General features: G+C 68.0%; 9 protein-coding genes. 4 read left to right on the top strand and 5 right to left on the bottom strand.

Annotated features, from left to right (window positions below):
• The coding region (locus tag C1J01_RS10980) for a Sua5/YciO/YrdC/YwlC family protein (RefSeq protein WP_220039845.1) at positions 1 to 186 on the bottom strand (186 nt) is incomplete at its 3' end.
• Between the two features lie 201 nt (positions 187 to 387).
• On the bottom strand, positions 388 to 1,020 hold the full coding sequence (locus tag C1J01_RS10975) for a carbonic anhydrase (protein ID WP_111178830.1): 633 nt from the start codon (positions 1,018 to 1,020) through the stop codon (positions 388 to 390).
• A 432-nt stretch (positions 1,021 to 1,452) separates the two neighbouring features.
• Between C1J01_RS10975 and C1J01_RS10970 the strand changes: the two genes are divergently transcribed.
• A complete protein-coding gene (locus C1J01_RS10970) occupies positions 1,453 to 3,774 on the top strand; it encodes an arylsulfatase (RefSeq protein ID WP_111178829.1) in 2,322 nt (773 codons plus the stop codon).
• Between the two features lie 381 nt (positions 3,775 to 4,155).
• Here the strand turns inward: C1J01_RS10970 and C1J01_RS49745 are convergent, their stop codons facing one another.
• Positions 4,156 to 4,434, bottom strand: coding sequence for a SpoIIE family protein phosphatase (locus C1J01_RS49745; protein ID WP_268958650.1), 279 nt, complete (start codon positions 4,432 to 4,434; stop codon positions 4,156 to 4,158).
• A gap of 81 nt (positions 4,435 to 4,515) precedes the next feature.
• On the opposite strand from C1J01_RS49745, the gene C1J01_RS49740 reads away from it, so the two are divergent.
• Positions 4,516 to 5,235: a hypothetical protein gene (locus tag C1J01_RS49740; RefSeq protein WP_181448689.1), complete on the top strand. Its 720-nt coding sequence runs from the start codon at positions 4,516 to 4,518 to the stop codon at positions 5,233 to 5,235.
• Positions 5,236 to 5,350: 115 nt separating this feature from the next.
• Here the strand turns inward: C1J01_RS49740 and C1J01_RS49735 are convergent, their stop codons facing one another.
• Together C1J01_RS49735 and C1J01_RS10960 are read right to left on the bottom strand one after the other, a co-directional pair.
• Entirely contained in the window at positions 5,351 to 5,521 is a 171-nt protein-coding gene (locus tag C1J01_RS49735; RefSeq protein WP_181448688.1) for a hypothetical protein, read from the bottom strand.
• A 300-nt stretch (positions 5,522 to 5,821) separates the two neighbouring features.
• On the bottom strand, positions 5,822 to 6,163 hold the full coding sequence (locus tag C1J01_RS10960) for a helix-turn-helix transcriptional regulator (protein WP_111178827.1): 342 nt from the start codon (positions 6,161 to 6,163) through the stop codon (positions 5,822 to 5,824).
• Between C1J01_RS10960 and C1J01_RS10955 the strand changes: the two genes are divergently transcribed.
• Both C1J01_RS10955 and C1J01_RS10950 read left to right on the top strand, forming a co-directional pair.
• Positions 6,126 to 6,833 (top strand): STAS domain-containing protein, encoded by a 708-nt coding sequence (locus tag C1J01_RS10955; RefSeq protein ID WP_111178826.1) that lies wholly within the window; start codon positions 6,126 to 6,128, stop codon positions 6,831 to 6,833. The two genes, C1J01_RS10960 and C1J01_RS10955, sit on opposite strands and share 38 nt — an antisense overlap.
• Before the next feature lie 453 nt (positions 6,834 to 7,286).
• Positions 7,287 to 7,673, top strand: a complete 387-nt coding sequence (locus tag C1J01_RS10950) for a DUF6401 family natural product biosynthesis protein (protein ID WP_111178825.1) — start codon at positions 7,287 to 7,289, stop codon at positions 7,671 to 7,673.
• Positions 7,674 to 7,862: the final 189 nt, after the last annotated feature.

The following is a 7,862-nucleotide window of genomic DNA, read 5'->3' as shown; positions in this document are numbered from 1 at the left end:
GTGGGAGGGCGGGCGGCCCTTGGCCTGGAAGACGCGCGCGACGGCGGCACCGTCGGCAGCGTTGGCGCCCAGGCCGTAGACGGTCTCGGTCGGAAACGCCACCAGACCTCCGCTGCGCAGCACCCCGGCCGCGCTGCCGATGGCCGCCCTGTCCACGGCACTGTCGATGTCACCAGGTCTCGCCATCACCCTCGCCATCCTTCCCCTGCTGTTTGCCGCCGCATTCCGCGCACAGCGACGCGACGATGATCAATGACGGTCCGGTGCCCCGCCCGCGAGGTAGAGCAGCCGGCAGCGCCGCCACCCCTTCAGGGCCCAGCCCCCTGCCCGGGCACGTGCAGCGCCCTGCTCGCCCAGGCAAACAGGGGCCGCCACCCAGAGGCGTATCTAGACCGCAGCCCCGCTCAGGCCATGCGCGGCGACCAGCCGCGCACTGCCATCGGCCAGCCGATACGACAGGCCCACCACCGCCAGGCGGCCATCGGCCACCCGCTCGGCCAGCACGCGAGAGCGCTCGAGCAGCAGGCCGGCGCTGTGCCGGATGTGCTCATGCAGGATCTGCTCGCCCTGATCGTGCCCGGCGGCGCGTGCCGCCAGCACGCTCGGCATCACCCGCTCGACGACGTCACGGACAAAACCGGCCGGAGTGCTGCCGCCGTCCGCGGCGGCGCAGGCCGCCGCGATGGCCCCGCACGACTCATGGCCCAAGACCACGATCAGCGGGCAGCCCAGCACGCTCACCCCGAACTCGATGCTGCCCAGCACCTCGGTGCCGGCCACGTGCCCGGCCGTGCGGACCACGAACAGATCACCCAGGCCCCGGTCGAAGATGATCTCGGCGGCCAGCCGGGAATCGGAGCACCCGAACAGCACCGCGAACGGGCTCTGCGCCGGCGCCGTCTCGGCGCGGCGTGCAGCATCTTGGTTGGGGTGCTCCGGCGCACCGGCGACGAACCGCTGATTACCCTCCAGCAGCATCGCCAACGCATCATCGGGCGTCAGCCTCAGGATCTCAGTCATGGCCGCAGGCTACTGGGTATCAGGCCACGGCCCACGCACCGTCCCGACGCCGGCCGCACGCGCCCACGCGCTCGGGCTCCACCAACGCGGCCACTCGATGCCGGAAAATTGCTTCCGGTATTCTGGACGGGTCCGGCCCAGCACAGATCATGCTCGGCCACCAACCATCGTGGCAGGAGGCACGATGTCGAACCACCACCCCGTTCCCGCCGCGTCAGATCCTGCCGCCCGAGCCCTTTTATGACGACGACATCCTGCGCATCACCCGCGTCCGGGCTCCGCCGACTGGGCACGAACGGCTCGAACTGGCAGAGCGTTCGGCCGCATCGGCCCGAGCCCCCGGGGGCTTGAACCTCCGTTGAGCGAACACCGCGTTGCCCTCGAACGGGCCGCGGGAAGGCCTGGCATCAGGTGGCGATACGGGAGGAACGCGTGAACTGCACATTCAACGGCGTGATCAATCTCGACGTTCGCGACTCCGTTCCGGACTGGGATCCCTTCCTGCCTCCGCGAGCGCGCGAGGGGTCGCCCAACGTGCTCTACATCGTCTGGGATGACACCGGCATCGCGACCTGGGACACCTTCGGCGGCCTGGTGGAGACGCCGAACATGACCCGGCTGGCGAACACAGGCCTGCGCTTCAGCAACTGGCACACCACCGCGCTCTGCTCGCCGACCCGTTCCAGCCTGCTGACCGGCCGCAACGCCCACAGCAACGGCATGGCCTGCATCGTGGAGGGAGCCAACGGGTTCCCCGGCCTCAGTGCAGTGATCCCTCCGGAGAACGGCACCCTCGCCGAGATTCTGGTGGAGCACGGGTATTCCACCCTGTGCATCGGCAAGTGGCACCTGACGCCGGAGACCGAGTCGAGCATGGCCGGCTCGCGCAGGACCTGGCCGACCAGCCGCGGCTTCGAGCGCTTCTACGGCTTCCTGGGCGGCGAGACCAACCAGTGGTTCCCCGACCTGACCTACGACCAGCACTTCGTCGATCAGCCGTACACCCCCGAGCAGGGATACCACCTGTCCAAGGATCTGGCCGACCGCGCGATCGAGTTCATCCGCGACATCCGCCACGTGGACCCGGACAAGCCGTGGTTCTGCTACTTCGCGCCTGGCGCCAACCACGCCCCGCACCACGCGCCAAAGGAATGGATCGACAAGTACCAGGGCGTCTTCGACATGGGCTACGAGCGCTACCGTGAGATCGTCCTGGAGCGCATGAAAGAGCACGGGATCGTGCCGGCCGGCACCGAACTCTCCCCGATCAACCCCTGGCCGGCGACCGACGTCATCGCCCCCGGCGATCAGGTCACACCGTGGGACTCGCTCAGCGAGGACGAGCGCCGCCTGTTCTGCAGGATGGCCGAGGTGTTCGCCGGCTTCTGCGCCTACACCGACCACCAGATCGGCAGGCTCCTAGACTACCTGGAGGAGTCGGGACAGCTGGACAACACCATTGTGGTCGTCGTCTCCGACAACGGCGCCAGCGGCGAAGGCTCGCCGGGCGGTTCGGTCAACGAGAACAAGTTCTTCAACGGCTGGCCCGAGGACCCCGCCGAGAACATGGCCAAGCTGGACAAGCTCGGCGGGCCGGACACCTACAACCACTACCCGACCGGCTGGGCCTGGGCCTTCAACACGCCGTACAAGATGTTCAAGCGCTACACCCTGGAAGGCGGCATCGCCGACCCGCTGATCATCAGCTGGCCCGCCCGTCTCAAAGACGTCGGCGGCCAGGTGCGCGACCAGTACCACCACGCCATCGACATCGTGCCCACCGTACTCGACCTCCTGGGCATCGAACCACCCCGGCAGATCAAGGGGCACACCCAGTCGCCGATGCACGGCACGTCCATGGCCTACAGCTTCGACGCGCCGCAGGCCCCGAGCACCCGCATCACCCAGTACTACGCGATGCTCGGTACCCGCGCCCTCTACCACGACGGCTGGAAGGTCGTGGCCCGCCACGGAGCGCTCAGCGGCAAAGGCAACTTCACCGCCGACGAATGGGAGCTCTACCACGTGGAAGAGGACCGAGCCGAAACCCGTGATCTGGCGGCCGAACACCCGGACAAGGCACGCCACTTGGTCGAGCTCTGGTTCGCCGAGGCGGGCGCCAACGGCGCCTTCCCCTTGGACGACCGGACACCACGCGAACAACTCGCCATCGAACGCCCGCTCCCCGCCAAGCCGCGCGACACCTACGTCTACTACCCCGGCACCTCCGACGTGCCTGAAGGCGTGGCCGCGAACATCCGCAACCGGCCCTTCTCGATCAGAGCCGAGCTCGACGTCGACTCACCCGATGGGGTGATCTTCGCGCAGGGATCCAGGTTCGGCGGGCACACCCTGTTCATCAAGGACGACGAGCTTCGCTACTGCTACAACTTCCTCGGCTCCGACGAGCAGACCTTCGTCTCCGACCGGCCGCTGCCCACCGGTTCCCTTGTCGTCGGCGTGGAATTCGCCAAGGACGGTGAACAACCGCAAGGAGTGGCCCGCGGCAGGCTGCGGCTGTTCGTCGGGGACCAGGTGGTCGCGGAAGGCGAGATGCGCACCCAGCCCGGCAAGTTCGCCCTCGCCGGCGAGGGCCTGTGCGTGGGACGCGACTCCGCCGATCCGGTGAGCAGCGACTACACGGCGCCGTTCCCGTTCACCGGCGGCACGATCAAGAAGGTGACCGTCAACGTCAGCGGTGACCACTATGTCGACCACGACCTCGAAGGCATGGCCATGCTCGCCCGCGACTAGCCCGCGCCACCTTGCCACACCGGTCCGGTGCTGTAGCCGCAGACTCCCATGACGTGATCGGTCGCGCGCTCGTATCCGGTGCTGCCCGCCTTCTCGATCGTCGCCCGGATCCTGTCTGGCGCGACAATCGCGCCTTTCGCCCTGCCGGCTCTCGCAGCTTCGCGACGCAACTCGCGTCCGCCGCCGCAGGATCGACCTCGATACGGGCTCGCCTCCTCAATAGCAGCCGCCGGCAGCGCAGCCCAAAGCCAGGGCCGTCGTTCAGCGCGGTGCGCTCATGCGTGACGATCTCGCGGCAGTCGGCCGCGCTCAGCAGCTCCAGCGTTTTCAGGACGCATTCCTCGCTCACACCCCCGATCACTCAAGCGGTGGGCAGGCGTCTTAGGACACCGCGTTCACGGTACGGGCCATGAGGAGGGCGACGTCGTCCTCGGAGGTGTCTCCGACCATGGTGGCGACGACGTTGGTGCAGAACTGCTCCAGCTGGAGGGATGATTCCTGGGAGAGGGTGGAGCGCAGGCGGTCCATGCCCGCCTCGAGGTCGCTCTCGCGGGTCTCGATCAGTCCGTCGGTGTAGAGGACGATCACTGTGCCTTCGGCAAGAAGAACTTGGGCCTGGACATAAAGCGGAAACCGGTCACGCTCTGTGGCGGCTTGCAGGCGTTTGGGAGGCAGCGTGCTCGCGTGCGGGAGACCATCGTGAAGACACCCGCACCCCCAATCGCGTGAAGGAGGTTCCGCATGCTGGTGGACGTCGCCGACTGGATTGTCGATCGATACCGAAGCCTTCAGGAGTGGGCGAAAGACCGGTTCGCTGAAGACCCACGCGAGGCCGAGATCGCCAAGTTCTCGGTCATCGCCGTCTGCGCCGCGGCCGTGGCCCTCATCACGGTCACGCTGCTGTGGCTGGTCATCGCGGTGCTGGGCGCCATCGTCCAGGGCATGGCCGGCGGCCTGGTCACCGGGCTGACATGGGCGCTGGAGCGGGTGGCCGACTGGCACCTGACCGAGGTCGTCACCACGCCGGTCCACGCCTACATCACCGCCCATGCCGCGGGCCTGCCCACGGGGGCGGCGGCGATCTGGTCGGCCTGGACGGTGACCGGCCCGTTCCTGTGGCTGCTGTGCTGGCTGGCGCGCTCCTGGGGCGCACGCCTGGCCTGGGTTCTGTACGGAGCCGGCACCGTCGCTATGGTCTACAGCGCCAGCCCGGCCAGTGGGCGCATGCTCGCCGCGGGCATCGCCGTCCTGTACTGGGGCGTGCTCTCGGTGTTCGCCTTTCGGGGCATCAACCGCCGACCCACGGTGCATGTCCACCCGGCTCCCGCCCCCACTACCGCGCTGGAGGACCTGCGTGCGCACATCGATGAGCAGTTCGCGGAAGTCCGCACACGCTTGACCAGCATGGAGGCGGCAGCCAAGGACGAGCTCGCCGCCCGGCGAGCAGACCTCGATCGCTGACCTGCCGACCGTTCGCCCGCTGTGCGGGACGATCAGACCCGAGGACTTGGCCCGCAGTCTTTACAGCGAGTGCTTGCCACGTGGAGAGGGTCGCCTCACTTGCCAGGCTCGGGGGTTACTTGATGCCAAGGATCTGCTTGTAGAGCTGGCGGGCTCGTTCAAGGTCGCCCGCGCTGACTTCCAGGTCGCCCCAGCCTTTGAGCGCTTGGGCCGCCGCGCCGGGATCACCGGTCTCGATGGCCTGCTGGTAGAGCTTGCGGGCCTGCCCCAGGTTCCCGGTCATCATCTCCGTCTCGCTAGACCGTATCGTCGTCGGTCTCTCTGGCTGGTCCAAGGTGGGGCCAACTCAAGCCGTCCGCCCGATCCGCCGAAGATCGTTAAGTGGGTCCAGTTCAAGCCGTCAAGTGGGGCCGAATGGAACCGTCCTAGCCACCCCGGGATGGGCTCCCCGCCTCACGCACGTGCGCGTATGGGGCCGGCCAGGTTGCGCGGACGTTGCAGGTGCTGGATGGCCGCGACGACGCTGCAGCGCGCTCTTGGCTATGGTTCGATGCTCGCCGCAAGCGCCCGGACTTCTGCCGCGTGGTCAGTTCGGGTCGCCACCATCTCGTGGCCGGGCGGCCGCGGGATGCGGCAGGTCATGGTCGGTGAAGATGTCGATCAGTAGGCGGACGGGAAGGCCGGCCTCGGTGGGATGGCGGAAGTGCCGGTCCAGGTGCACGCTGTAGCGGTTGCGCCGGCCGACGCACTCGCGGGTCAGGTAGCCGGCCTGGTGCAGGTCGGCGATGATGCCCTGTACCGCGCGTTCGGTGATGCCGATCCGGGCTGCGATGTCGCGGATCCGGGCCTCGGGGTTGCGGGTTATTTCGACCAGCACCCGGGCGTGATGGGTGAGGAACGTCCAGGTGGAGCGATCGCCATCGTTCATCGTTACGCCCTTTGCTGTCACCGGTTCGTGCCTGTCCCGGCCGGCGACGGAACGGATCGGACGAAACCGTACTGATGGTGAAAACACTATTACGAATCGTCTTTCCTGTATCGGTCTTCGTTCATGGCGTGGCCGGCGCACCACGCCTCGTCGGGCCCTACCGGGCCTGCGGAGCCGTGTCGGCGTGTTGCTCCTGCGTCGAGCAGGGGAGGGTGAGTCCCCATGGACGAAGCAGACGGCTCCTGGGAGCTCTTCAGCGTGTCGATCAGCCTGCACGACGCCTTCATCGTGGTGCGCGACCGGCGAACTCGACTACGCGTCCTCGAACGATCTGCACCAGCAAGCGAAGGATGCCTGGCAGAAGACGCCCTCGCAGGGTTTGGTGCTGGACCTGGGCGGCGTGACCTTCTGCGACTCCACGGGCGTGGGCGTGCTGGTGCAGCTGCTGAAGCAGGGCCGAGAGCAGAACAGCACTCTAGTCTTGGCGAGCATTCCACCGCGCCTGGAACGCCTGCTGTCGATCACTGGTCTGCGCGCTGCGTTCCGAGTGGAGCCATCACTCGAGCGGGCGATCGAGGCGCTGCAGGAGGCGCCCGTCAGGCGGCGGCCCGTCAGGCGGCGGCCCGTCAGGCGGCGGCCCGTCAGGCGGCGGCCGGGAACGGCGATCTAGGATCTGGGACCGAGTCCCAGTAGCCCGGAACAACAGCGCGTGGGCGCCGAGCGCTGGACGTTTGGAGGACTCCGAACTCCACGCTTGATGGCGGTCCGATTATCCCCAAACTGACCTGCGCACGATGGGCGCATTGCTCCGGCTTGGATACCTACACAGCAGGTCATTTGCCTCACGTCGGGGGGACTGGGGTAAAGGCCGAGGCGTCCGCTGCGCAGGGGGGAGCAGCGGACGCCGCGCCATTCCGGCTCCGCCCAACGACTCCTGCTTCTGCCCGGGAAAGCGCACCGCAACGGGTCATCACGGCCACCGGCCCGAGGACGTGGCCCGCAGCCTTAACAGCGCGTGCTTGCATGCATCGCGCGGTGCGCGCATCATGCCCAGATGAGCAGAGTGGGGTCTTGGCTTCGGGCGTGGTGGCGAAGCGGTGACAGGCCCGCGCATGAAGAGATCATGGACGAGCCGCTGGAGCTGTTCGCGGTGCAGAGGCTGTATGCCCTGTACGGCCATGACGTCTACGCCCGCGCGGCCGCCGACCCGGGCTTCAGCGCGGCGATCAGCGACCATGTGGCCTGGATCCGCGAGGACCTGGAACGCGGCGGGCCCCGGACGGCCGGGCTGCTGTCCCGCAAGACGACCCTGAACGCCTACCTGCTGGGCCACGCCCACGCCGTCGTCGACTGCCTGGTGGAGGCGGCGATGCGGCCTGGCGGCGAGTCTCCCGCCGCGGCCGACCCCGACTTCGTGGCCGTACGCCTGGGCGCCATGTTCCACCTGGCCTTCGACGGCGGCCTGCTGCGCCTGCCCGCTCAAGCCGACGCTCCTCCATCTGCGAGGTGAAGGACATGACCGCCGGCCAGCACGACACCCGGACGCTGGTGTGCCCGAGGTGCACAGCACCCGGGCGTGATGAGTGAGGAACGTCCAAGCGGAGCGACGCCATCGATCATCGTCACACCTTTGGCTGCACCGTGGTTCATGCTCTGTCGACTGGCGAGGGATCGGGCCGAAACCGTGCTGGTGTTCACC

Origin of the sequence: Nonomuraea aridisoli (assembly GCF_003236395.1) — a bacterium.
Lineage (GTDB): Bacteria > Actinomycetota > Actinomycetes > Streptosporangiales > Streptosporangiaceae > Nonomuraea > Nonomuraea aridisoli.
The sequence above is the reverse complement of the archived record's forward strand: the minus strand, read 5'-3'. Positions and strand labels throughout refer to the sequence as shown.